This window comes from Pseudomonas sp. 4CAES_32.4, assembly GCF_058136335.1.
In genome coordinates this window covers 589580-612975 of record NZ_CM176882.1, presented here as the reverse complement: position 1 = coordinate 612975, position 23396 = coordinate 589580, and the positions used below count along the sequence as shown (strand labels likewise).

The following is a 23396-nucleotide window of genomic DNA, read 5'->3' as shown; positions in this document are numbered from 1 at the left end:
GACGGCAATTGCAAGGACTCAGCTCAATATGGAGATGGTCCCAAGGTATTTCAAGGCGCGTGGCAGATTGTCGCAATCAAGACTGTCCAGCCAGTGTATATCTTCCCAGCTGCGCAGCCAGGTGAACTGGCGTTTGGCCAATTGACGCGTGGCAATGATGCCGCGCTCCTGCATTTCAGCCAACGACAGCGTGCCATCCAGATAATCCCAGACTTGGCGGTAGCCTACCGCACGTATAGACGGCAACCCGGAATGCAGGTCACTTCTTTTACGCAGGGCTACGACCTCGTCAATGAACCCCTGTTCCAGCATATTTGTGAATCTTTGTTTAATGCGCTCGTGCAATACCTGACGATTTGCCGGGGCAATGGCCAAGTTCGCGACAGTATAGGGCAATTGTTGCAGTCCCGAAGCGGCTGCTTCAGTACTTTGCGCAGATTGTTGTTCGCGCAGGGCAGTCATGCTCTGACCGCTGACCCGATACACTTCCAGCGCGCGACTCAAGCGCTGCGGATCGTTCGGATGAATGCGCGCAGCGGACACCGGGTCGATTACGGCCAATTGATCGTGCAGGGCTTGCCAGCCAAGGCGCGCAGCCTCTTCTTCGATCTGTGCGCGAACTCCCGCATCTGCCGCCGGCATGTCCGCCAGACCTTCGACCAATGCCTTGTAATAGAGCATCGTGCCGCCCACCAACAGCGGAATTTTCCCGCGCGCGGTGATTTCGGCCATGGCTTGGAGGGCATCGCGACGGAAATCCGCAGCCGAATAAGCATCTGCCGGATCAAGAATATCGATCAAACGGTGGGGAAATTCGGCCAGCAGTTCTTTCGAAGGCTTGGCGGTGCCGATGTCCATGCCGCGATAGACCAGCGCCGAATCGACACTGATCAGCTCGCACGGCAGCACCTTGGTCAGCTCGATGGCCAGATCGGTCTTGCCCGCAGCGGTCGGGCCCATCAGGAAAATCGCTGGAGGGAGCTGGTTCATCAACGACCGCGCAGGAACAGTTTGTCCAGATCGTCCAGGCCCAGTTGGGTCCAGGTCGGTCGGCCATGGTTGCATTGACCGCTGCGCTCGGTGTTTTCCATGTCACGCAGCAGGCCGTTCATTTCTGGCAAGGCCAGGCGCCGGTTGGCGCGGATTGCGCCGTGGCAGGCCATGGTGCCGAGCAGTTCGTTGAGGTGCGCCTGAATCCGGTCGCTGGTGCCGTATTCCATCAAGTCCGACAGTACGTCGCCGACCAGACGATTGGCTTCGGCCTGCTTCAACAAGGCCGGAATCTGGCGGATCGCCAGGGTTTCCGGGCCCAGCCGCTGCAATTCAAAGCCCAGACGCTGGAACCACGCCGCGTGCTCTTCGGCGCAATCGGCCTCGCGCTGACTCACCGCCAGCGATTCCGGCACCAGCAACGGCTGGCCGCTCAAGCCTTCGCTGGCCATGGCGATCTTCAAGCGCTCGTACATGATCCGTTCGTGGGCGGCATGCATGTCCACCAGCACCAGGCCCTGGGCGTTCTCGGACAGAATGTAGATGCCCTTGAGCTGCGCCAGTGCATAACCGAGCGGTGGAATGTCTTCCTGCCCGGCCGGGAGCGCGTTGGCATTGGCCTCGGGCAGCGGCGCGAAAAACTCGCGGTACGCCGCTTGAGCTTCAGCGGCCGGCGGCACCGCCGATTGCGGGCGCGGCGTGTATTGATACTGGTAAGCGCCGCCAGCGCTGGCACCGGACGAGGTGTTGAACGCCGGTTGCGCTTGCGGTTGCTCGAGCAGCGCATTGGCGGCCAGACGCATTTCGCCTTGCGGGCCGAATTCGCCGGCATCGAGGCCGGTTGGGCGGACGACGGCGGTGGTCACCGAACCGGCCAGCTGATCTTCCGGTCGCACATCACCCAACGCGCGGTGCAGCGTGCCGTAAAGGAAGTCATGCACCATGCGCCCGTCACGGAAGCGCACTTCGTGTTTGGTCGGGTGCACGTTGACGTCGACCGCCGCCGGATCCACCTCGAAAAACAGCGCAAAAGTCGGGTGACGACCGTTGAACAGTACGTCGCGGTAGGCCTGACGCACGGCGTGGGCGACCAGTTTGTCGCGCACCGCCCGGCCGTTCACAAAGAAATACTGCAAGTCCGCCTGACTACGGTTGAAAGTCGGCAGACCCACCCAGCCCCAAAGATGCAAGCCGTTACGCTCGATTTCGATCGGCAACGCCTGCTCAAGGAAACCCGAGCCGCAGATCGCCGCCACACGCCGGGCACGGGCCGCATCATCATGGGCCTCGTGCAGGCTGAGGATGGTCTTGCCGTTGTGGCGCAAATGGAACGCCACGTCGAAACGCGCCAGCGCCAAACGCTTGATCACTTCTTGCAGGTGATCGAATTCGGTTTTTTCGGTCTTGAGGAATTTGCGCCGCGCCGGGGTGTTGAAGAACAGGTCGCGGACTTCCACCGAGGTGCCGACCGGATGCGCGGCTGGCTGAACCCGAGGCGCCATGTCGCGGCCTTCGGTTTCGACCTGCCAGGCCTGCTCGGCACCACGGGTGCGCGAGGTCAGGGTCAGGCGCGCTACGGAGCTGATCGAGGCCAGTGCTTCACCACGGAAGCCCAGGCTCATTACCTGTTCAAGGTCTTCGAGGTTACGGATTTTGCTGGTGGCGTGACGGGCCAAGGCCAGCGGCAAGTCGTCGGCGGAAATGCCGCTTCCATCATCACGCACGCGCAGCAGCTTGACGCCGCCCTGCTCGACATCGACATCGATGCGTTTGGCGCCGGAGTCGAGGCTGTTCTCCAGCAACTCCTTGATCACCGAGGCCGGGCGTTCAACCACCTCACCGGCGGCAATCTGGTTCGCCAGCCGAGGGCTGAGCAGCTCGATGCGCGCGGCGGCGTTCAGCACTTCGTTCATTCTTTGGACGCCAGTTCGGTGCCAGGAATGGTCAGGTGCTGGCCGACTTTCAGCTCATCGCTTTTCAGGTTGTTCGCGCTGCGCAACGTCGCCGGCGACACCTGATAGCGCACGCCAATCATCGCCAGCGTCTCACCCGGGCCGACACGGTGGTCGCGCGGGCCTTGGGCGATCTTGCCGGAATCACGCAGCCAGGCGATGTAGGTGCCCGGTGGCGGGTTCTGCTGGAAGAACTGCCGCACGCCGCTGCTGATCGAACGCGCCAGCGCTTGCTGGTGGCTCGATGCCGAGAGCTTGTTCGCCTCGTTGGCGTTGGAGATAAACCCGGTTTCGACCAGGATCGACGGGATGTCCGGCGATTTCAGCACCATGAACCCGGCCTGCTCCACGCGCTGTTTGTGCAGCGGGGTCACGCGACCGATGTTGGTCAGGACTTTCTGGCCGACGTTGAGGCTGGAGGTCAGCGAAGCGGTCATCGACAGGTCGAGCAACACACCTGCAAGCATGCGGTCCTTGTCATCCAGGCTGACGTTGCCGGCACCGCCGATCAAGTCAGAACGGTTTTCGCTGTCGGCCAGCCAACGGGCGGTCTCGGAAGTCGCGCCGCGATCAGACAGGGCAAACACGGAAGCGCCGAAGGCTGCCGCAGACGGCGCGGCATCGGCGTGAATCGAAACGAACAGGTCGGCGCCCTTCTTGCGAGCGATTTCAGTACGGCCACGCAACGGGATGAAGTAGTCGCCGGTACGGGTCAATTCGGCGCGGAAGCCTTTCATGCCGTTGACCTGACGTTGCAGTTCGCGGGCAATCTGCAGGACCACGTCTTTCTCACGCTGGCCACGCGAGCCGGACGCGCCCGGGTCTTCGCCACCGTGACCGGCGTCGATCACCACAATGATGTCGCGTTTGCCCGCCGGGGCCGGTGGCAACTTGATCGAAGGTTCGGTCGGCGTTACGGGCACAGCAGGCACCGTCGCGACTTTCGGGCTTGGCGCAGGCGGCGGCGCGGCGTCGGCCGGGTTGTCGAACAGATCGACCACCAAGCGGTTGCCGTACTGCGCGTTCGGCGCCAGCGAGAAGCTTTTCGGGGTGACGGCTTTCTTCAGGTCGATGACCACCCGCAGATCCGTCGGCGTGCGTTGGGCTGAGCGCATCGCGGTGATCGGCGTGTTCGCGGTCTGCACATTCAACGGTGCACCGAGGGTGGCACCGTTGATGTCGATCACCAGCCGATCCGGCGCGGTCAGGGTGAAAACGCTGTGCTGCACCGGGCCGCTCAGGTCGAAGACCAGTCGCGTGTTATCCGGCGCCCGCCACAGGCGCACGCTGTTGACCTTTGAATCGGCCACAGCGTTGACAGTTACTGCCATCAACATCAGTCCAGCGGCAGCCACCATCGCGCGAAAGCGCATACCTAACCCCATCATTTAATTGGATTCCAACGCCAAAGCGGCACACCAGGCCTCGCCACGCGAGCCCTGGGATAAAATTTTCAGCGAACGCCCGCTGTCTTGCGGGCTAATGGTAATGGTCAGGTCAGGCTTTGGCAAAAAGCCTGCACCTTTATCGGGCCATTCGATCAGACACATCGCGTCGTCTTCGAAGTAGTCGCGGATGCCGAGAAACTCCAGCTCTTCGGGATCGACCAGTCGATACAGGTCAAAGTGGAAGGCGCGGATGTCACCGATCTCGTAGGGCTCGACCAAAGTGAAGGTCGGACTTTTTACCGCACCGACGTGGCCCAACCCGCGAATGATCCCGCGCGACAACGTGGTTTTGCCCATCCCCAGGTTGCCTTCAAGGAAAATCAGACCATGGCCCTGGGTCACGCGGGCGATCCGTGCACCAAAGTCGCTCATGGCCTGTTCATCGGCCAGGTACAGGGTTACTTCAGACACGGTGCTTGCTCCTCCAACAACTGACGAATGGCTGGAATCAGATCACTGGCCGCCAGCCCACGGCCGAATTTACCTTGCTGCATTCCCGCATTGGCGTGCAGCCAGACCGCCAGGCAAGCGGCTTCGAAACTGTCCATGCCTTGCGCCAACAGCGCACCGGTCAAGCCGGCCAGCACATCACCGAGACCGGCCGTGGCCATGGCCGGATGACCTTGATGACACACAGCCAATCGGTCATCGGGGTGGGCGATCAGGCTGCCGGCACCTTTAAGCACGACAACCGCTGAGTATTTTTTGCTCAATGCCAGCGCCGCTGCCGGTCGATCCGCCTGAACCTCGGCAGTGCTGATTCCCAGCAACCGGGCCGCTTCCCCCGGATGCGGCGTGATCACGCAATCCTTGGGCAATGTGACGAAATCTCTCGCCAACAGGTTCAACGCGTCGGCATCCCACACTTGCGGCAAGGCTGCATTGGCGGCGGCGGACAACAGCGCGCGGCCCCAGCTGGCCTGCCCCAACCCCGGGCCGACCACCAGCACGGAAACTTTCTCCAGCACCCCCATCAACTGATTGGCCGATGACGTGCCGAGCGCCATGACTTCCGGCACTCGCGCCAGTGCGGCCGGAACATGCTCCGGTCGGGTCGCCAGCGACACCATGCCTGCGCCGCTGCGCAGAGCCGTTTCCGTACTGAGCAGAATCGCCCCGCCAAAGCCGTGATCGCCTCCAATCAGCAACACATGACCGAAGCGGCCTTTGTGCGACGTCGTCGCACGCGCCGCCAGCCTCGGAAGATTAGCCGGGTTGAGCCGTCGGGCGATGACCGGAATGTCACGATAGATGTCGGCGCTGGCCTGCAAATCGTTAAACAGCAGTTGGCCGACGTGATCCGCCGCGTCTCCGGTAAACAGACCGATTTTCAGCCCGATAAAGGTCACGGTCAGATCGGCCTGCACGGCGGCGCCCAGCACTTGCCCCGTGTCAGCGCTTAGCCCGGAAGGGATATCGACGGCTGTCACCGGCAAACCACTGGCGTTGATCGCGTTGATCGCCAAGAGGTAAGGCTCGCGAACCTCACCGTTCAGACCCGTCCCGAGCAAGGCATCAAGAAGGACACCGCGCAGTTCGCTTTGAGCCTGCCAACCTTGCACCGCAACACCTTCAGCCAGCGCCTCGGCATGGGCCTGCGCCGCATCGCCGTGCAAACGCTGCGGATCGCCGACGGCCAACACCCGCACCTGCCAGCCTGCTCGCTGCGCCATCGCCGCGACCAGATAACCGTCGCCGGCATTGTTGCCATGCCCGGCCAGCACCGTCAGTTCGGTCGCCGACGGCCATTGTCGAACCAGTGCGCGCCACGTTGCATGGGCGGCGCGCTGCATCAACTCGAAGCCCGGCGTGCCGGCGGCAATCAGCCGTGCATCGAGTTCGCGCACCTGTGCGGCGCCATACAGCGCGTCGGGTAATTGATCTTTCGTGTGCGGCATGCGTCTTCGGGCTCCGATGTCTGGCAGAATTATACGCACCTCAGCTCCGGTTTCTCTCGCCTCATGTCCGCCATCACCACAGACCTGCCCGCCCTCGCCCAATCGATCAAGGATTGGGGCCGCGAGCTGGGCTTTCAGCAAGTCGGCATCAGCGGCCTGGATCTGGCCGAGCATGAGCAGCATCTGCAGCGCTGGCTCGAGGCCGGCTACCACGGTGAAATGGATTACATGGGCGCCCACGGCAGCAAACGCTCGCACCCGGAAGAGCTGGTGCCGGGCACGTTGCGCGTGGTCTCGCTGCGCATGGACTACCTGCCGGGCGATACCGAAATGGCCAAACGTCTGGCGCAACCGGAAAAAGCCTACGTGTCGCGTTATGCCTTGGGCCGCGATTACCACAAATTGATCCGTAAACGTGTGCAGCAATTGGCCGACAAGATTCAATCCGAGATCGGCCCGTTCGGTTTTCGTGCGTTTGTCGACAGCGCGCCGGTGCTGGAAAAAGCCATCGCCGAGCAGGCTGGACTGGGCTGGATCGGCAAAAACACCCTGGTGCTGAACCGCAAGGCCGGCAGTTATTTCTTCTTGAGCGAACTGTTCGTCGACCTGCCGCTGCCGGTGGATGAGCCGCACAGCACTGAACATTGCGGGCGCTGCACCGCGTGTCTCGACATCTGCCCGACCAACGCCTTCGTCGGCCCGTATGTGCTGGACGCGCGGCGCTGCATTTCCTATCTGACCATCGAACTGAAAAACGCGATCCCCGAAGACCTGCGCCCACTGATCGGCAACCGCGTGTTCGGCTGCGATGACTGCCAGATTTGCTGTCCGTGGAACCGCTTCGCCAAACCCTCTGGCGAAAGCGACTTCAAGCCACGGCACAATCTCGACAACGCTGAACTGGCCGAGCTGTTTTTGTGGGATGAAGACAAGTTTCTCAGCAGCACCGAAGGCTCGCCGCTGCGCCGCGCCGGGTATGAGCGCTGGTTGCGCAATCTGGCGGTGGGACTGGGTAACGCGCCGTCGAGCATTCCGGTACTGGAAGCGTTGAAGGCGCGGCGGGATTATCCGTCGGAGCTGGTGCAAGAACACGTCGAATGGGCCCTGAAACAACACGGAATCGCGTAATACCCCTGTAAGAGCTGCCGAAGGCTCGGGCCGCGATCGGACGATCTTTTGCTCTTTGTTTTCAAGGGCAAGATCAAAAGATCGCAGCCTGCGGCAGCTCCTACACAGGGATCGCGTCAGGGCTGATCGTTGTAAACGAACTTGGGCATTTCCCAGTGGAAACGGATCGCCAGCAAGCGCAGCAGGAAGCCGCCAAACAGCGTGATCAAAATCGCCTGCTCGCTCGGCACGTTCAGATACAGGCACAGCATGTAGCACCACGCCGCCGCGAACGAGACGCTGGCGTACAGTTCTCGGCGGAAGATCAGCGGGATGTCGTTGCAGAAGATGTCACGGAGGATGCCGCCGAAGACCCCGGTGATGACGCCGCTGACCGAGGCCACCAGCATGCCGTGGCCCATTTCCAGTGCAGTCATGCAGCCGATCAGGGTGAAGGCCACCAGGCCGACCGCGTCGAGCACCAGAAACAGTGAGCGCAGGTGACGCATCCAGCGGGCGGTAAACACGGTGAACATCGCGGCGACCGAGGTCAGCACCAGATATTCCGGGTGTTTGACCCACGTCAGCGGATAATGCCCAAGCAGCACATCGCGCACCGAACCGCCGCCCAACGCCGTGACACACGCGATCAGCACCACGCCAAACCAGTCCATGCCGCGACGCCCGGCAGACAGTGCGCCGGTCATGGCTTCAGCGGTGATGGCGACGAGATAGAGCATCAGCAACATGGTGGCGATCCAGGCAAGAAGGCGCGCAGTCTAGCCATTTCGCGGCGGCACCAAAAGAGGGCGTCGCAGCAAACACAAATCCCTGTAGGAGCTGCCGCAGGCTCCTACAGGGATCGCATCAGAACTTGATGAAGTGCTTGCGGTAATGCTGCAGCTCGGCGATGGATTCGCGAATGTCGTCCAGCGCCAGATGCGTGCTGCCCTTCTTGAAGCTGTCGCGTACGTCCGGTGCCCAGCGTGCCGCCAGTTCCTTGAGCGTCGAGACGTCGAGGTTACGGTAATGGAAGTAGCTTTCCAGCCCTTTCATGTGGGTATAAAGGAAGCGACGGTCCTGGCAGATGCTGTTGCCGCAGATCGGCGACTTGCCCTTCGGCACCCATTTTTCCAGGAAGGCAATGGTTTCGGCTTCCGCTTCGGCCATGCTGATGCGGCTCTCGCGCACGCGCTGGGTCAGGCCGGAATTGCCGTGGGTGCGGGTGTTCCACTCATCCATGCGCGCGAGGACTTCGTCGCTGTGATGGATGGCGATCACCGGACCTTCGGCCAAGGTGTTGAGGTCACTGTCGGTGACGATAGTGGCCATTTCGATGATGACGTCGTTGTCCGGGTCCAGACCGGTCATTTCCAGGTCGATCCAGATCAGATTCTGCGGGTTTTGCATATTTCGGCTCCTAGGCAATGCTGCGCAGTTTAGCCTAGGCCGGTGGCCGGGCGTGCTAAACTCGCGGCCGTTTTACCTAATCGCTGCATCCTTCAGACGGAACACCCATGGCCAAACGCCAACTCAATCGTCGTCAAAACTGGCGCATCGAAAAGATTCAAGGCGAGCGCGCCGCACGCGCCGCCAAACGCGAGTCCTCGGCTGTCGAAGCCCTGGAGGGCGGCGACCTGGGCCCGGAACAGACCGGCCTGGTGATCGCCCACTTCGGTGTGCAGGTCGAGGTCGAGGCGGTTGACGGCGATCAGGCCGGCCAGGTCTTCCGCTGCCACTTGCGCGCCAACCTGCCAGCGCTGGTAACCGGCGATACGGTCGTCTGGCGCGCCGGCAACCAAGGCATCGGTGTGATCGTCGCGCAATTGCCGCGCACCACCGAACTGTGCCGTCCGGACAGCCGCGGCCAGCTCAAACCCGTTGCGGCCAACGTCGACATGATTGTCATCGTCTTCGCGCCGCTGCCCGAGCCTCACGCCAACCTGATCGACCGTTATCTGGTCGCGGCAGAACATGCCGGTATCCGTCCGTTGCTGCTGTTGAACAAATTCGACCTGATCGACGAGCAGAACGCCCCGGCGCTCAATGCGCTGCTGGCGGTGTACCGCACGCTCGGTTATCCGGTGCTGGAAGTCTCGGCGCACCACGGCAATGGCATGGAACAACTGCAACAGCAGCTCGACGGGCGCATCAGCGTTTTCGTTGGCCAGTCCGGCGTCGGCAAGTCGTCGCTGGTCAACAGCCTGCTGCCGGAAGTGGAAACCCGCGTCGGGCCGCTGTCCGAGTTGTCCGGTCAGGGCACGCACACCACGACCACCGCGCGCCTGTTCCACTTCCCTGGCGGCGGCGAGCTGATCGACTCCCCGGGTATCCGTGAATTTGGCCTCGGTCACGTCAGCCGCGCCGACGTTGAAGCCGGCTTCATCGAGTTCAATGATTTGCTCGGCACCTGCCGCTTCCGCGACTGCAAGCACGACCGTGAACCGGGTTGTGCACTGCTCAAAGCACTGGAAGATGGCCGCGTGCAGCAGCAACGGATGAACAGCTACCGCTCGATCATCGCCAGTTTGCCGGAAAACGGTTACTAAACATCTGCGCCGGCGGCACCTTCCCCAGGTGCTGCCGGATGTCGGATGTCGCCTGACAAAACTGCTCACCTTTTAAACATCAGCCTTACCTGTAGGACTTTGCGCGCCTGCTTGCAGGGCGTTTCTGGTTTGCCGCGCAGCCCTTGTAGGCGCCCTCCAGAGGCCTACCATTGGATTCCTCTCTCGCAGCCCGCGACTTCCGAGGAACCCCATGCAAACCTACCATTTGTTCATCAGCCATTCGTGGAACTACTCCCACGCCCACGACAATCTGGTGCGCCTGCTCAGCGCCCATCCGACCTTCACTTACAAGAATTTTTCGGTGCCGCCGCACAACCCGATCATGGGCGCGCTGACCGACAAACAGCTTGAAGCAGCCATCGAAAACAAGATCCGCCCCTGCTCGGCGGTGCTGATCATGGCCGGCATGTACTCGACCTACAGCAAGTGGATCAACAAGGAAATCGAGATCGCCAAGCGCATGGGCAAGGTGATCATTGCGGTGAAACCCTTCGGCGCCGAGCGCATTTCCACGGTAGTGCGTAACGCCGCACACGCCGAATGCGCGTGGAACACCAATAGCATCGTCGGCGCGATCCGCCTGCATACGGCGGCCTGATCATGCGCAAGGGATTGTTTATCGGGATAAACGACTACAAACATATTTCGCGCCTGAGTGGTTGCAGCAACGACGCGATGGCCATGGCTTCGGTGTTGAAAACCGACGCCAACGGCGATCCGAATTTCAAGAACATCGTGCTGACTTCCGCTGAGGATTATCTGAGCCGGGAGAAACTTGAGGACCAGATCCGCGAGTTGTTTTCCGGCGACTGTAACGTCGCCCTCCTGTACTTCGCCGGGCATGGCGGCTTCGATAACGACAATGATGAAGGCATGCTGCTGCCGCAGGACTTTCGTACCCCGAAGGATGGCATTCGCATCAGCGATATCCTCAATTGGGCCACCAAAGCCACCCGCATCAAAAACAAAGTCATCATTCTTGACTGCTGCCAAAGCGGATCAGCCGGCGAGGTGCGCGCTTTGCGCAGTGAAAGCAGCGTGGTCGGCGAAGGCATGACCATTCTGACCGCGTGCAAAAAAGAAGAGCCCGCGATGGAGGGCGCGCAACACGGTGTATTCACCGGGCTGCTGCTACAGGCTTTGCACGGTGGCGCGGCGAACATCCTCGGCAAGATCACTCCCGGCAGCCTGTATTCCTTCGTCGACAACGCGCTCGACGCCTGGGAACAACGTCCGGTGTTCAAGACCAATGTGTCGCAGTTCATTTCCCTGCGGGAAGTCTCGCCGCTGATCCCGAAGGAGATCCTGCGCAAACTGCCCGAATGGTTCGCCGAAGCCGAATCAATCTACCCGCTCGACCCGAGCTACGAGCCGACCGAAGCCAGCTTCGACCCTGAACACGGCGAGATCTTCGCGCAACTGCAGAAGTGCAATCGCCACAGCCTGATCGAGCCGGTCGACGCCGAGCATATGTATTACGCGGCGATCAACTCCACCGGCTGCCGCCTCACCGCGCTCGGCGCCTACTACCGCGAACTCGCCATCAAAGGACACTTCTGATGCCCGTCTTTATCAGCTACCGCCATATGGATCGCATACAGGCCATGGCGATCAACAGTCGCCTGAAACAGGCCAACATCAAAACCTATCTGGATGTGCTCGACCCGGAATCGCAGACCACCGACGACATCACCGGCGTCATCACGCGCAACATCACCGAGTGCACGCACTTGCTCGCGGTAGTGTCGGAGAGGACCGCTTTGTCGTGGTGGGTGCCGTTCGAAATTGGTGAGGCAACCATCAGCAACCGCCGGATCTGCTCGTTCAAGACCGGCCCTGCGGAATTGCCGTTGTACCTGGACAAGTGGCCGAAGCTGAGCACGGACAGTGATCTGAATTTCTTTATCGACGCGTATCGTGAAGAGGTGTCGAGCAAGCGCTCGATGACGCTGGATTCGATGAGTGAGTCGATGAAGGGGACTTACAAGAGGAATGCCGAGCAGTTTCATGATCAGTTGAAGAGCAGGATTCGACGAGGGTTCTAAGACCTCACTTGCCTGGCTCCGGATCAATTTCGTAACGTTACGCAATTGATCGGCGAGGTGAAATTCCAGCCACAAAAAAGCCGACATCACTGTCGGCTTTTTTGTCTCTTACTGCTTCGGCGCAGGAGCCGGCGCTGGCGCTGGCGCCGCACTCCCCGGTTCCGCCGGTTTCGGTGCGGCGTCGTCGAACAGGTTCAAGCGTTCGCGCAACTCGTGTGCAGGCACCGGTTGCTGATCCGCCGGCAGAGCGTTCGGATCCACCGGCGTCGCCGGAGCGGCGCCGTTCTGGCCTTGATCCGCCGGCTTCGCAGCATCGGCGCCTTGCGCACCTTCGATGGCCGCTTGGGCTTTCTTGGTCAGCACGACGATGTCGATGCGACGGTTGACCGGGTTGAACGGGTTTTCCCGGTCAAACAGCGCCGACGAGGCATAACCGACGACCCGCGCCACCTGTGCATCCGGATAGCTGCCAGCAACCAATGCACGACGTGCGGCGTTGGCACGGTTGGCCGAAAGCTCCCAGTTGCCGTAGTCGCCAGTGCCAATATAAGGCTTGGCGTCAGTGTGGCCGCTGATGCTGATCTTGTTCGGCACCGCTTTGATGGTGTCGGCCATGGCCAGCAGGATGTCTTCGAAGTACGGCTTCAGGCGTGCAGAACCGGAGTCGAACATCGGCCGGTTCTCGGCGTCCATGATCTGGATGCGCAAGCCGTTCGGCGTGATCTCGAAGAGGATCTGATCCTTGAATTTCTGCAGTTGCGGGTTCTCGTCGACTTTGTTTTGCAGTTCTTGCAGGAGCAGTTCCAGACGTTCTTTCTCGACCTGCTCGGCCATGCCTTCGACCTGTTCGGTGTCGACCGTGACCTTGTCCGGTTGCGGCTGGGACTTCACCTCAGGGTTGAGGGTGTTTTCCGGCGCCAAGGTCGGTGTACCGCCCAGATCGATGATGTACGGCGTGCCGCTTTCGGAAAAGCCGACCGGGTCTTTGAAGTAGCCGGCGATGGCGATCTTCTGCTCAGGCGTCGCGGTGGACAGCAGCCACAACACCAGGAAGAACGCCATCATCGCCGTGGCGAAGTCGGCGAAGGCGATTTTCCACGCCCCGCCGTGATGCCCGCCGGCTATGCGCTTGACGCGCTTGATGATAATCGGCTGATTATTTTCCATGGCTTAGCGACCGCGAACGGCTTGTTCCAGCTCGGCAAAGCTTGGACGGTGGGCCGGGTACAGAACCTTGCGACCGAACTCGACCGCCAGCGATGGCGGCATGCCGGAAGCCGAAGCCACCAGCGAAGCCTTGATGGCTTCGTAGACGTTCAGTTCTTCCTTGGCGTCGTGGGCCAGGGAGTGCGCCAACGGGCCGAAGAAACCGTACGCCGCGAGAATACCGAAGAAAGTACCTACCAGTGCCGCACCCACGTGCAGACCGATGGACTTCTGATCGCCTTCACCCAGGGAGGCCATGGTCACCACGATACCGAGTACCGCCGCGACGATACCGAAACCGGGCATGGCGTCGGCAATGCCGTTCACAGCGTGAGATGGGTGCTCGAGGTCTTCCTTGAGGCTGTACAGCTCCATGTCGAACAGGCCTTCGAGTTCGTGTGGAGCCATGTTGCCGGACGACATGATGCGCAGGTAATCGCAGATGAACGCGGTCATGCGTTCGTCCTTGAGCACCGCCGGGTACTTGGCGAAAATCGGGCTCGCGGCGGCGTCTTCGATGTCGCCTTCGATGGCCATCATGCCTTCGCGGCGACTCTTGTTGAGGATCTCGTAGATCAGCCCCAACACTTCCAGATAGAACGTGTGGCTGAAGCGCGAGCTGAACATGCTCAGGGATTTCTTGAGCACGTGCATGGTCATGTAGCCAGGGTTGGCCTGCAGGAAAGCACCCAGTGCAGCACCACCGATGATCAACACCTCGAAGGGCTGGATCAGGGCGGCAATCTTGCCGTGGGAGAGCACGTATCCGCCGAGCACGCTCGCGAATACGACGATGATGCCGATAATTTTAGCCATAGGTAGAAAGTACTTACTGAGTCGGGTTCAAGGTCATATTCGGAAGTTAAAAAATCTCTTCTTCTACTTATCGGCAAAACTGCGCCAGACTATAGCCAGTTCAGGCGAAAAGCCAATTTAGCCCATGCCGGGCGCGTCTACAGTCAGTGAAGATCCCGTCCAGACATGGCTAATGAAACGAACGTCCCACACGCAAAACCGACCACCCTCGACGGCTGGGTAAAGCTGCTCGATGGCGTTCTATTGCCCGTGCCGCAAGAGGCTCACGACAAAGTCTGCCGCGCCATCCGCGATAACCGCAGTTCTCTGCGCGACATCGCCGACCTGATGCAGGACAGCCCGGCGCTGGCCTTGAGCATCATCCGTGAGGCGAATCGTCACACCCACGGCAACATGGCCGCGCCGGCGGAAAATCTCGAGGTCGCCATCAACCGTCTGGGCCTTGCCCGCACCGAAGAATTGCTCGCGCGCCTGCCTGCTCAACCGCAGATGCAAATCCCCAAGGCCCTGCGCCAATTGCAAATGATCAGCCAGCACGCGACGCAACAGGCCAATGGTTTCTTTGCAAGTCGCCTGGCGCGGCTGTGGCAGGACATTCATTGGGGCAGCCTGCTGTTTCTCTCGCCGCTGTGGCCATTGGCGCTGACCTTTCCGCAGTTGCTCGAAGAATGGGAGTTGCGGGTTATCCACAAGGGCGAATCGGCGCGCACGGTCGAAAAGCAATTGTTCGGTGTACGCCTGCTGAAAATCGCAGAAGCGCTGGTCGAGGCCTGGCATCTGCCGATCTGGGTGCAGCAGGGCTATAAATTGTTGCTCAGTGAACAGCGTGAACTGGTGAAAGTGCTGCGCATTGCCCGCGACAGCGAGCATCCGCTGCGCCAGCAAAACCGCCTCGACGAAGATCCGACCCTGCGTCGCTGGCTCAATCAGCCGGCCAACACGGTGCTGCTGGCCAACGGTCTGGCGCTGTCGGCGCAACAGGCCTGGGACAGTCCGCACAGCGAGCGCTGGCAGTATCTGACCAGCCTTTACTTACAGATTTCGATGGATGAAGTGCAGCAACAACTGCACCAGCAGGCTGCCAACAGCGCCCGTTATCATGCGATGCCGGATCTGTGGCACCCGGCGGTTTCGCTGCTGTGGCCGTGGGGCACGCGGCGCTTGCCGGCCGGGATGTTGCCCGCCGCTGCGCCCTCCGCTGAAGACCTCGGTCAATGGCGCAAGCAGTGCGCCGAGCTGCTCGCCGAGCCAAGCCGCTTCACCAATGCGATGAGCCTGACCGTCGCCGCCCGCGATGCCTTGGCCGCCAGCGGCATGCGCCGGGTGCTGATCCTGATGGCCGACCGCACGCAATCCAGCCTGCGCGTGCAGCAAACCTATGGTTTGCCAAAAGAAGCTGCGGCACTCACGTTCGCCGTCGGCCAAAGCAGTGTGCTGCAGCGCCTGCTCGCGCAACAGGCGCAGGTGCGCATCAACCCGGACAACAACGCCCAGTTCTCCGCCCTGCTGCCGCCGAGCCTGCGCACACTGTTTCGCGGTGAACACCTGTTCCTGCGTTCACTGGTCAACAATGGCCGGGTGATCATGATCGTTGTCGCAGATCAGGGCGGCGGGCCGTTTGCCGACATCACCGTGCAAGCCTTTGGCAAAACCGCGCAGTGCATTGAAAAAGCCCTGCACAGCTTTAGCAGCCGTGGCCGATGAGGCTGCGCTACAATCCTCCCCTTTGTGCTCTGGAGACCTCACATGTCTGACTTCTCTGGCTTGCCGCTCGTCATCGAACCGAGCGACCTGCTCCCGCGCCTGGAGTCCGGCGAACTGATTCTGGTGGACCTGACCAGTCCTGCGCGTTACACCGAGGGCCATATTCCCGGCGCACGCTTTGTCGACCCGAAACGCACCCAGCTCGGCCAGCCGCCGGCGCCGGGCCTGATGCCAGCGAAAACCGATCTGGAAGCGTTGTTCGGAGAGCTGGGCCATCGCAAGGACGCGGTCTATGTGGTTTACGATGATGAGGGCGGCGGTTGGGCCGGACGCTTTATCTGGCTGCTCGACGTGATCGGTCACGACAAGTACCACTATATAGACGGGGGTCTGCCGGCCTGGCTGGCGGATGGCATGCCGATGTCGATCCAGTTGCCCACGGCCGGCGGTGGTCCACTGCCGTTGACCCTGCACGAAGAGCCGACCGCGACCCGCGAATACCTGCAGAGCCGTCTCGGCGCTGCCGATCTGGCAATCTGGGATGCGCGCGGACCGCTGGAATACTCCGGCGAGAAAGTGCTGGCCGCCAAGGCCGGGCACATCCCTGGCGCGGTCAACTTCGAATGGACGGCGGGCATGGACAAGTCGCGTCAGCTGCGCATCCGCACGGACATGCCGCAGATCCTCGAAGACCTCGGGATCACCAAGGACAAAGAAATCATTACCCACTGCCAGACCCATCACCGGTCGGGCTTCACTTATCTGGTGGCCAAGTCCCTCGGTTATCCGCGGGTCAAGGGCTACGCCGGTTCCTGGGGCGAATGGGGCAACCACCCTGACACGCCTGTAGAGATTTAAGGTTTTTAAGGACAACTAATGAAAGAGCGTCTGTTTATCCTCAGTCAGTACCTGCTGCCGCATCACCTGCTGTCGCGCCTGGCCGGCTGTGTTGCCGAGTGCCGCGTGCGCTGGTTCAAGAATGCCTTCACCCAATGGTTCGCCAAACGCTACCAGGTGGACATGTCGCAAGCGCTGGTCGAAGACCTGACCGCTTACGAGCACTTCAATGCGTTCTTCACCCGCGCCCTGAAAGACGGCGCACGTCCGCTGGACCAAACCCCGGGCGCGATCCTCAGCCCGGCCGACGGTGCGGTCAGCCAGCTCGGCCCGATCGAACACGGTCGCGTGTTCCAGGCCAAGGGCCATAGCTTCAGCGTGCTGGAACTGCTCGGCGGTGACGCGGCCAATGCTGCGCCGTTCATGGGCGGTGACTTCGCCACTATTTACCTGTCGCCGAAGGACTACCACCGCGTGCACATGCCGCTGGCCGGCACCCTGCGCGAAATGGTCTACATCCCGGGCCGGATCTTCTCGGTCAACCAGACCACCGCTGAAAACGTGCCGGAGCTGTTCGCCCGCAACGAGCGCGTAGCGTGCATTTTCGACACCGAGCGCGGACCGATGGCTGTAGTGTTGGTCGGCGCGATGATCGTTGCTTCGATCGAAACCGTGTGGGCCGGTCTGGTCACGCCGCCGAAGCGCGAGCTGAAAACCTTCCGCTACGACGAAGCCGCGCGTGCGCCGATCCATCTGGAAAAAGGCGCCGAACTGGGCCGCTTCAAACTGGGTTCGACCGCGATCGTGCTGTTTGGCCCGGATCAAGTGAAGTGGGCTGAAGAACTGGTCGCCGGTTCGCCAGTGCAGATGGGCCAAGGCCTGGCACTGCCAAAAGCCTGATTCTAGAAACACGCAATCCCTGTAGGAGCTGCCGAAGGCTGCGATCTTTTGATCCTGGTTTTCACAATCAACATCAAAAGATCGCAGCCTGCGGCAGCTCCTACAGGTTGCGTCATACCGACGGATCGCGAATTTTGCTGCTATGGTTTTTGGCATGAGCCAGACCATCTCTCCCCCACAGCTGCGCGCCCCGACCCCGAGTCAGCCGCGCCTGTCATTTTGCGAAGCCAGCCCGCGCGACCTCAAGCGCTGGATCGCCGGCCTGCCCAAAGCCAATATCGGCGAAACCGCCCGCCAGCTCTACCAAGGCTTGGGCGAACTCAATCAATTGCTCACCCCCAGCGACAACCGTCTGCAACTGCTCGAGCTGTTACGGCCCGAGGTTTACTTCGTCTGCCAACATCTGGAGCGGCACTTTCTGCATCAGGCGATCATGCTCGACGAACGCTCGCGCAAGATCAGCAACCTGTGTCAGGCCCTGCAAAGCCATCTGGCCATCGGCTATAAACAAATCGTCCTGCGCATTGCACCGAAATACAGCAAGGATCGCGCAGCGTTGCTCAGCACCGCCCTGCAACGCGCGGCCCATGCTTTGAAGGGCCAACTCGTGCGCGCCACGCAACTGTACAGCCCGCCGCCGGAACACCTGTGGTTGGAGCTTCATCAGCTGTATCGCACAGCGTGTGAGTTGCAGCTGCAACAGCGGCGGGTGCATGACGATCTGGCCAGCCTGACCACCGAGTTGAGCCTGGAACAAACCTACATCGCCGCCCTGCTGCTGGGCAGCGCTCGTTGCAATCAACTGCGGCAGAATCAGATCGCCCGCCTCGCCGAAGTGCTTGAACCGTGGAGTGCCCTGCTCAAACTGCACCCTGCGCGTGCAGACGCTGGCTTGTTTGCGGTCAGCGCAGAAATCGATGCCGGGCCGCGATATCGCAACATGTTTCGCAGCGAGCAGCAGGCCGGATTGCTCGGCTTCGATCCGCAACCGCTGGTAAACACCCTCGAAGCGCACTTGCTGCATCAGGACACCTCGACGCCTTTGCCGATTCCGACGGGGCTCAGCTTCGACACCCTGCAACACTTGCACGCGACGTGGGGCGAGGCGGCTGAACGCAGTTTCCAGCGCACCGTGGGCCAGGGCCATCTGACCGTGTGCGTCGGCATGAGCGCCCTGCACTTCTACCTCGGCGGCGAGCGCAGTTTCAGCGATATGCTCAAACACCCCGGCGCCCGTGCGGCGAATTTCAGCAGTGCGGTGGCCAAAGGCGAGAAAGACAGCTGGAGCCAAGCCTTCGATGCCGCGCCACAGAACAACGCCGATGAATTCTTGCCCTACGAGGAAATCCAGTACGACCACTTGGTCGATGACGAAAGCAGCACCGACAGCGCACCGCATTACCCGACCTATGCCTTGCCGGTGATCAATCACAGCCCCGGTGGTTATTGCCTGGCATGGCCAAATGAGGTGCCTGCCGAACTGCAGGCCGGGGAAATGCTCGGGATTCAGGACAGCGCCAGTCTGGGCTGGAGCATTGCGGTGATCCGCTGGATTCGTCAGGTGCGCGGCGGCGGCACACAAATGGGCGTCGAACTGGTGGCGCCCCATGCCCAGCCGTGCGGCCTGCAACTGGTGCGCTCGCGTGACGATCACAGTCAGTATTTACGCGGGTTGTTACTGCCGGAAATCAGTGCGATTGATCTTCCCGCCACGTTGCTCGCACCGCGATTGCCGTTTCAGGAAGGCAATAAAGTGCTGATCAATACCCAAGGCGAGGAGCACCGCGCCGGGCTGGATCGGCGGGTGGCGAGCACCCACAGTTTCAATCAGTTTGCTTACCGCTCGCTGGAGACCGCGCAAAATGGCGGGAGCGAGGAGGATTTTGATTCGCTGTGGAAATCGCTATAAAGCAAAAGATCGCAGCCTTCGGCAGCTCCTACAGGGAAATGCATATTCCTCTGTAGGAGCTGCCGAAGGCTGCGATCTTTTGATCTTTATTTACAACTGCCCATCACGATCACGGAAGCCCAGCAAATACAGCACCCCATCCAGACCCAGCGTCGAGATCGCCTGCTTCGCCGACTGCTTGACCAACGGCTTGGCACGGAACGCCACGCCCAACCCGGCAATCGCCAGCATCGGCAGATCGTTCGCGCCATCGCCCACGGCAATGGTCTGCTCCAGACGCAAACCTTCCTTGTGCGCCAGTTCTTTCAACAGGTCAGCCTTACGCTGCGCATCGACAATCGGCTCGATTGCCACGCCGGTGCACTTGCCGTCGACCACTTCCAGTTCATTGGCGAACACGTAGTCGATGCCGAGTTTGGCCTGCAATTGCTTGGCGAAATAGGTGAACCCACCGGACAGAATCGCGGTCTTGTAGCCCAGACGCTTGAGCTCGGCGAACAGCGTTTCGGCGCCTTCGGTCAGACGCAGCGAGGCGCCAATCGAATCCAGCACGCTGACGTCCAGACCTTTGAGCAAGGCCAGACGCTCTTTGAAGCTGGCGCGGAAGTCCAGTTCGCCGGCCATCGCCCGCTCAGTGATTTCGGACACCTGCTCGCCAACGCCGGCAGCCTTGGCCAATTCGTCGATGACTTCGGCTTCGATCAGCGTCGAGTCCATGTCGAACACCGCCAGACGACGATTGCGGCGGAACAGCGAATCTTCCTGGAAGGCGATGTCGACGTTCAGCTCTTGGGCGACGCTGAGGAATTCTGCACGCAGCGCCTGCGGATCTGCTGCTTCGCCACGCACGGAGAATTCGATGCAGCCCTTGCCCTTGTCGGCCGGCGTGTCCAGCGGCATGCGACCCGACAGACGGTCGATGTGGTCGATGTTCAGACCGTATTTGGCGGTAATCGAACTCACTGCCTGCAACTGGCCGGCGGTCACTTTGCGGGTCAGCAGGGTGACGATGTGGCGTTTCTTGCCCTGATTGCCCACCCATTGCTGGTAATCCTCTTCGGACACCGGGGTGAAGCGCACCTGCTGGTCGAGCTCGTAGCCCTTGAACAGGATGTCCTTGAGTACGGACTTGCCCTGCTCGGTGTCGGGAATTTCCACCAGGATGCCGAACGACAGGGTGTCGTGGATCACCGCCTGACCGATGTCGAGGATGTTCACACCACCTTGTGCCAGAACGCCGGTAATGGCTGCCGTCAGACCCGGACGGTCGACTCCCGTGATGTTAATCAGGACGATTTCGCGCAACGCGCACCCCCGCAACTGGAAAAAAACCGCATTCTACCCACTTTCAGTGACCATCGGGCACCGCGAGCGCTTTGCCGGTCTAGGGCCTGTCGCTATACTGCGCGTCAACTTCACGGACAAAAGAGCCGAGCTCAGTGAACCGGCCCACGCCAGTTAAAACCGATAACTTCTTCCTGCTGATCTTCCGTGCACTGCGTCATCGCCGTGTACCGATTGCATTGCGCATTGCCAGCCATAACGTGATCCTGGTCGCTCTGGCCCTGGTGATCTATGCCTGCGTGATGGGCCTGCAGTTCAAGCAGGCCATGCACCAGCAGGCCGATGCGCTGGGCGAAAGCCTGACCACGCAGACCGCAACCTCGGCCACGGAGCTGTTGGTGTCCAACGACATCCTCAGCCTCAACGTGCTGCTCAACAACCTGACCAAGAACAAACTGGTCGCCCACGCGGCGATCTACAGCGTGGATAACCGCATCCTCGCCGAGTCCGGTCAGCGCCCCAAGCACAGCCTGCTGGGCGAAGCCGAAGGCATGTACGAGAGCAAGATCACTTTCCAGGACGTGACCGCCGGGCAACTGCGCATCAGTCTGGACATGGATCAGTTCCAGCAGCCGATGACCATCAGCCTGCAAAGCATGGGCATTCTCAGCGGGATTCTGCTGGCGCTTTCCTTGGCCCTGAGCCTGCGCATGGGCCGCTACCTGTCGACGCCGCTGCTGCAATTGCGCGTCTGGCTGCGCCATATCGATGAACATACGCCGGGCACCGATCGTCAGGACGAGATCGGCGATCTGGCGCGGCAGCTGCACGCCGACTTCGCCCCGGAACCCGCGCCAATGCCTGAGCCGGAACCCGAGTTCGAAGAGGAAGAGGACGACGAGCCAGAGTTCGAGGTGCGCAACTTGCGTGATCCGAGCTTTGACGAAAGCCGTCCGCTGGCCGCGCAGAAACCGGCGCCTCGCCACGTGGTCAGCACCGTTGAAGACGATGATGATGACGACGCCTTTGCCGATCTGCGCGACGAATCGCTCGATAACGCGCCGCAACCGGTAACCCGCAAGGCCACGCCAAGCGTGCCGCAACACAGCGCGGTGCTGGCGGTGCAATTGGGTTCGCAGGAACAACTGCGCCGCCTGCCGCGTGCGCGTCTGGAAGAGTTGTTGGAGCGTTATCGCGATTGCCTCGATCAGGCCGCCTCGCTGTATCAGGGCGAAATTGAAACCCTGAACGACGGCAGCACGCTGATGCTGTTCCACACCGAAGACAGCGGCGACGATTACCTGACCAATGCGATCTGCTGTGGTGAGCTGCTGCGGGCGCTGGGGCATCAATTGCAGATCGAAGTCGCCGACAGCGGCATCACCCTGCAATTGCAGTTGGGTCTGACTTTGGGTGACGAACTGTTTGGCCTGAGCCAGATTGATCTGCTGCTGACCGACTCGGCGCAGGATGCACTGGCCCTGTCGCAACACAGCCGCAACCTGCTGCTGGTCGAGCGCAAGATCAGCGACGACACGCTGATCCGCCAACGTGCGCGAATCCGCCCGATCGCCAGCCCTGAAGGCGCTTGCTGCGTAGAGCGGTTGATGGAGCCTTATCCGTCAATGCTGGAACGGCAATTGGCGCGGATGCATGAGCGCCGGGCTTAAGTTTTAGGCCTGATGTGAAGAAGCCCGCAGACGAGTGATTGTCTGCGGGCTTTTTTTGTGGACCACACTGGCCCCATCCCGGGCAAGCCCGCTCCCACAGTGGTCGTGGGAGCCCACAAAAGAGCAGACAGCCGAAGACCCTGTGGGAGCGGGCTTGCCCGCGATGAGGGCAGCTCTGACGACGAAGATCTGGAAGCCCAGACACAACAAAGCCCGCACAAGGCGGGCTCTGTTTAACTCGATCCTGGCTTAGAAGCGGAACACTTCCATATCTGTACGAATCGGCGACGCCATCGGAATCTTCGGCTGCTTCTCGGCTTCTGCCGCTGGCGCTGCTGGTTTCGCGGCCTGTTTGCGCGGTGCTTCGGCTACTGGCGGCTGATTGGCCAGCGGCTTGAGTGCCACGGACAATTGCTCGGCCAGACGCTGCAACAGAATCCCTTGCGCCTGTACCTGCGAAGCCGTGCTGCCGGCATGCAGCTCTTGCAGATGGACGATACGGTTATCGCGCACCTGACCACGACGGTCGATCAAACGCCACTGCGCGTCGAGAATCGCCGGTTGTTTCGCACCGGAATCCAGACGTGTAATGGTCAGCAGCACCTGCACATCCGGAGTAAACCCGGTCGTGGCCGGTGCCAGCACCACACGTTGGCTATCCAGGTGGCCAGCCACCTGACGCATCAGCAACTGATCAATATCCGACGAAAGGCTACCAGCCCAACGACCATCGGTCGCCGCTTGCAGACTACCGTCCGGTTGACGTTGCAGCAGGGTTTCACGTTGCAGGTAGTCGGCTACGACCACCGGGCCCAACAAAACCGCCATGCCCGCGCTTTGCGCAGGCTGAACCGGACTTCCGCTGTCCAGTTGATACAGCGACACCGGCTGGTGAACACTGCAACCCGCCAGGCCAAGAACGCCAGCGAGTAACAAAATAAGTGGAAGGCGCAGCGCAGTCATCATCCCGTCCAGGTGGCCGCCACAAGGCTGACCACAGTGAAAATACTCAATAATTATGAAGAACGCTCGGCCACGCCGGCGCTTGGAAAGGCCATAT

The 23396-nt window shown here is 61.0% G+C and carries 21 protein-coding genes; 10 read left to right on the top strand and 11 right to left on the bottom strand.

The genetic code is table 11. The annotated features are described in order from the left end of the window. Positions 1 to 18 precede the first annotated feature (18 nt). The 5 genes from miaA to AC3Y64_RS02665 are packed head-to-tail and all read right to left on the bottom strand — an operon-like array spanning position 19 to position 6288. Positions 19 to 990 carry a tRNA (adenosine(37)-N6)-dimethylallyltransferase MiaA gene (miaA, locus tag AC3Y64_RS02685; RefSeq protein WP_489986352.1) on the bottom strand — a complete coding sequence of 324 codons (972 nt, stop codon included), beginning with the start codon at positions 988 to 990 and terminating at the stop codon, positions 19 to 21. Then, positions 990 to 2891, bottom strand: a complete 1902-nt coding sequence (gene mutL, locus AC3Y64_RS02680) for a DNA mismatch repair endonuclease MutL (protein WP_489987917.1) — start codon at positions 2889 to 2891, stop codon at positions 990 to 992. The genes miaA and mutL overlap by 1 nt, the downstream gene beginning before the upstream one ends. An 8-nt stretch (positions 2892 to 2899) precedes the next feature. Continuing rightward, complete coding sequence (locus AC3Y64_RS02675; protein WP_064388625.1) at positions 2900 to 4330, bottom strand: N-acetylmuramoyl-L-alanine amidase; 1431 nt, start codon at positions 4328 to 4330, stop codon at positions 2900 to 2902. Then, complete coding sequence (tsaE, locus tag AC3Y64_RS02670; protein WP_007915806.1) at positions 4331 to 4801, bottom strand: tRNA (adenosine(37)-N6)-threonylcarbamoyltransferase complex ATPase subunit type 1 TsaE; 471 nt, start codon at positions 4799 to 4801, stop codon at positions 4331 to 4333. It abuts the gene before it with no gap. Beyond that, positions 4789 to 6288 carry an NAD(P)H-hydrate dehydratase gene (locus AC3Y64_RS02665; protein ID WP_489986351.1) on the bottom strand — a complete coding sequence of 500 codons (1500 nt, stop codon included), beginning with the start codon at positions 6286 to 6288 and terminating at the stop codon, positions 4789 to 4791. Before AC3Y64_RS02665 ends, tsaE begins: the two co-directional genes overlap by 13 nt. A gap of 63 nt (positions 6289 to 6351) precedes the next feature. On the opposite strand from AC3Y64_RS02665, the gene queG reads away from it, so the two are divergent. Next, positions 6352 to 7416 carry a tRNA epoxyqueuosine(34) reductase QueG gene (queG, locus tag AC3Y64_RS02660; protein WP_489986350.1) on the top strand — a complete coding sequence of 355 codons (1065 nt, stop codon included), beginning with the start codon at positions 6352 to 6354 and terminating at the stop codon, positions 7414 to 7416. 116 nt (positions 7417 to 7532) lie between these two features. Here queG and AC3Y64_RS02655 read toward each other — a convergent pair whose 3' ends face one another. Continuing rightward, on the bottom strand, positions 7533 to 8144 hold the full coding sequence (locus tag AC3Y64_RS02655) for a trimeric intracellular cation channel family protein (RefSeq protein ID WP_064388618.1): 612 nt from the start codon (positions 8142 to 8144) through the stop codon (positions 7533 to 7535). A 118-nt stretch (positions 8145 to 8262) separates the two neighbouring features. After that, on the bottom strand, positions 8263 to 8805 hold the full coding sequence (gene orn / locus AC3Y64_RS02650) for an oligoribonuclease (protein ID WP_489986349.1): 543 nt from the start codon (positions 8803 to 8805) through the stop codon (positions 8263 to 8265). Between the two features lie 107 nt (positions 8806 to 8912). On the opposite strand from orn, the gene rsgA reads away from it, so the two are divergent. The 4 genes from rsgA to AC3Y64_RS02630 all read left to right on the top strand — a co-directional run bounded on the left by rsgA (position 8913) and on the right by AC3Y64_RS02630 (position 12010). Further along, positions 8913 to 9944, top strand: coding sequence for a small ribosomal subunit biogenesis GTPase RsgA (gene rsgA, locus AC3Y64_RS02645; protein WP_016985702.1), 1032 nt, complete (start codon positions 8913 to 8915; stop codon positions 9942 to 9944). A gap of 211 nt (positions 9945 to 10155) precedes the next feature. Then, complete coding sequence (locus AC3Y64_RS02640; protein ID WP_489986348.1) at positions 10156 to 10563, top strand: TIR domain-containing protein; 408 nt, start codon at positions 10156 to 10158, stop codon at positions 10561 to 10563. Between the two features lie 2 nt (positions 10564 to 10565). Then, positions 10566 to 11525 carry a caspase family protein gene (locus tag AC3Y64_RS02635; protein ID WP_489986347.1) on the top strand — a complete coding sequence of 320 codons (960 nt, stop codon included), beginning with the start codon at positions 10566 to 10568 and terminating at the stop codon, positions 11523 to 11525. Beyond that, positions 11525 to 12010: a toll/interleukin-1 receptor domain-containing protein gene (locus AC3Y64_RS02630; RefSeq protein ID WP_489986346.1), complete on the top strand. Its 486-nt coding sequence runs from the start codon at positions 11525 to 11527 to the stop codon at positions 12008 to 12010. Before AC3Y64_RS02635 ends, AC3Y64_RS02630 begins: the two co-directional genes overlap by 1 nt. A gap of 108 nt (positions 12011 to 12118) precedes the next feature. Here the strand turns inward: AC3Y64_RS02630 and motB are convergent, their stop codons facing one another. Further along, positions 12119 to 13177 (bottom strand): flagellar motor protein MotB, encoded by a 1059-nt coding sequence (motB, locus tag AC3Y64_RS02625; RefSeq protein ID WP_489986345.1) that lies wholly within the window; start codon positions 13175 to 13177, stop codon positions 12119 to 12121. Positions 13178 to 13180: 3 nt separating this feature from the next. Further along, positions 13181 to 14032 carry a flagellar motor stator protein MotA gene (motA, locus tag AC3Y64_RS02620; RefSeq protein WP_007915795.1) on the bottom strand — a complete coding sequence of 284 codons (852 nt, stop codon included), beginning with the start codon at positions 14030 to 14032 and terminating at the stop codon, positions 13181 to 13183. Positions 14033 to 14197: 165 nt separating this feature from the next. Between motA and AC3Y64_RS02615 the strand changes: the two genes are divergently transcribed. From AC3Y64_RS02615 to AC3Y64_RS02600, 4 genes are all read left to right on the top strand, one after another. Further along, complete coding sequence (locus AC3Y64_RS02615) at positions 14198 to 15736, top strand: HDOD domain-containing protein (protein ID WP_489986344.1); 1539 nt, start codon at positions 14198 to 14200, stop codon at positions 15734 to 15736. A 42-nt stretch (positions 15737 to 15778) separates the two neighbouring features. Beyond that, positions 15779 to 16594: a thiosulfate sulfurtransferase gene (gene rhdA, locus AC3Y64_RS02610; protein WP_489986343.1), complete on the top strand. Its 816-nt coding sequence runs from the start codon at positions 15779 to 15781 to the stop codon at positions 16592 to 16594. Positions 16595 to 16612: 18 nt separating this feature from the next. Beyond that, a complete protein-coding gene (gene asd / locus AC3Y64_RS02605) occupies positions 16613 to 17473 on the top strand; it encodes an archaetidylserine decarboxylase (RefSeq protein WP_122661074.1) in 861 nt (286 codons plus the stop codon). Between the two features lie 154 nt (positions 17474 to 17627). Continuing rightward, the gene (locus AC3Y64_RS02600) at positions 17628 to 19382 is read left to right on the top strand and encodes a cyclic-di-GMP receptor FimW-related protein (RefSeq protein ID WP_489986342.1); all 1755 of its coding nucleotides are present in this window, start codon (positions 17628 to 17630) and stop codon (positions 19380 to 19382) included. Positions 19383 to 19472: 90 nt separating this feature from the next. On the opposite strand, the gene serB is transcribed toward AC3Y64_RS02600, so the two are convergent. Continuing rightward, positions 19473 to 20687, bottom strand: a complete 1215-nt coding sequence (gene serB, locus AC3Y64_RS02595; protein WP_158959860.1) for a phosphoserine phosphatase SerB — start codon at positions 20685 to 20687, stop codon at positions 19473 to 19475. Positions 20688 to 20821: 134 nt separating this feature from the next. On the opposite strand from serB, the gene AC3Y64_RS02590 reads away from it, so the two are divergent. Next, positions 20822 to 22336, top strand: a complete 1515-nt coding sequence (locus tag AC3Y64_RS02590) for an AhpA/YtjB family protein (protein WP_489986341.1) — start codon at positions 20822 to 20824, stop codon at positions 22334 to 22336. Between the two features lie 249 nt (positions 22337 to 22585). On the opposite strand, the gene AC3Y64_RS02585 is transcribed toward AC3Y64_RS02590, so the two are convergent. Next, positions 22586 to 23299 carry a PqiC family protein gene (locus tag AC3Y64_RS02585; RefSeq protein WP_158959157.1) on the bottom strand — a complete coding sequence of 238 codons (714 nt, stop codon included), beginning with the start codon at positions 23297 to 23299 and terminating at the stop codon, positions 22586 to 22588. Positions 23300 to 23396: the final 97 nt, after the last annotated feature.